Here is a 430-nt window from a genome sequence, read left to right as displayed (position 1 = left end):
CACCGCGCGCACCGTCTCGCCGATCAGCCGCCAGGGCACGCTGTAGGCGTTGGTGTCCACCTCGATGCAGCAGTCCGACTGCACCCGGCGCGTCAGATCCCGCACCTGGCGGAAGGGCGGCCGGCCATCGAGCGGGCGCAGGGCTGAGGCCTCCTCGCGCCGGAACCGGTGGAGCGGTGGCTCGCCCGTCGTGCCGTGGATGCGCATGTCGGCGATCTCGCGCATCCACCAGACCAGGTGCGCCTCCAACGCTGCCCAGCTGGCGAAGCTATGGCCGGCGATGGCGTTGCGCTTCACATAGCCGACGCCGCGCTCGTCCTTGCCCTTGGTCTGGGCCCGGTACGGCGCGCAGGCGCGCGGCCTGAATCCCCAGTACCTGGCGAAGGCCTGGAACCGCGCGTTGAACCGAACCTCGCGCGTCGCCGCGTCA

At 71.6% G+C, this 430-nt stretch carries 1 pseudogene; it reads right to left on the bottom strand.

Going from position 1 to position 430, the window contains the following annotated elements:
- Window positions 1–430: pseudogene (locus FFK22_RS42305) on the bottom strand (IS21 family transposase); the annotation flags it as partial.

This window comes from Mycobacterium sp. KBS0706 (assembly GCF_005938675.2).
Classification (GTDB): Bacteria; Pseudomonadota; Alphaproteobacteria; order DSM-16000; family Inquilinaceae; genus Inquilinus.
Note: the sequence above shows the minus strand (reverse complement) of the source record. Positions and strands in the feature narration are given on the sequence as shown.